Annotated in this window: 1 protein-coding gene; it reads left to right on the top strand. The window is 66.0% G+C overall.

Annotated features, from left to right (window positions below):
* Positions 1–1109: type VI secretion IcmF C-terminal domain-containing protein (locus EOA33_RS36485; protein ID WP_281033597.1), on the top strand; the 1109-nt coding region annotated here is incomplete at both ends.

Below are 1109 nucleotides of genomic sequence, written 5' to 3'. Positions count from 1 at the left end.
TCGCCGAACTCGCCGATCGATCAGCTGTTCAGCGCGATTGCCGATGAGACCACCCTGACCCGGGAAAGCCAGTTCCTCGATGTCCAGGCAGGCACGGCCGAGCGGCCAGACGCCGCGGGCATCGCCAAGGGCCTGGCCCGCATCGGCATCCAGATGGCCGCCGGCAAGTCGCAGAGCCGCGCCGGCTCGGCGGGCTCGCAGGGCCCGGGCGCCAACGTCGAGGCGCAGTTCAGGTCATTCCAGGCCCTGGTGAGCGGTCCTGCCGGACGCCGCCCGATCGACGCGCTGACGCAGAACTTTCGCGACATCTACCAGAGTCTGAAGCTGGCGGCGGACGTTCCCTCGGAGACGGAGCGCGTCAACACGAACCTGCAGCTTCAGGTCTCGACCCTGCGCGCCAACGTCTCGCGCCTGCCCAAGCCGCTTGCCCGGATGGTCAACGCGGCCGCTGACGAGTTCGAGGGCAATGTCGCCGAGACCTCGGTGGCGAATTTGAACCAGTTGCTCGACCAGACGGTGACGCGGCCCTGCGAGGAGATGGTCAATGGCCGCTATCCTTTCGCCAGCGGCAGCACGGAGGACATAGCTATGGCGGACTTCGCCAAGCTGTTCGCCCCCGGGGGATTGATGGACCGCTTTTTCGCGCAAAATCTCGCATCGCTGATCGACATGACCGGCCAGGACTGGAGCTGGAAACAGGACCAGCGCTTCGGTCGCGACCTCTCGAAAGCCACGTTGAAGACCTTCCAGTCGGCAGCGGAAATCCGCGCCGCCTTCTTTCCCTCGGGCGGCTCGGTGCCTTTGGTCAGCATCACCTTCACGCCCTTTTCGTTGCATGGCGATGCCGACAGCGCGATGCTGGACGTCGATGGCCAGACCGTTCAAAGCAGCCAGACGGGCAACGCGCCGGGCACGCTGAACTGGCCGAGCGGCGCGGCTTCCGGCTCCGCCAGCCTGAGCCTTGCGCCGGAAATGCCCGGCCGGGAATCCGCCATCAAGTTCGACGGCCCGTGGGCGCTGAAACGGCTCATGGACAAGGCCTCCGTCAGCGGAAGCGAAGGTAATCTGGAAGCCCGCTTCGTGATCGGCGGACGCGACGTGGCCTATAC

The sequence above is a fragment of the Mesorhizobium sp. M4A.F.Ca.ET.050.02.1.1 genome, assembly GCF_003997725.1.
In the GTDB taxonomy this organism is placed as follows: domain Bacteria; phylum Pseudomonadota; class Alphaproteobacteria; order Rhizobiales; family Rhizobiaceae; genus Mesorhizobium.
Note: the sequence above shows the minus strand (reverse complement) of the source record. Positions and strands in the feature narration are given on the sequence as shown.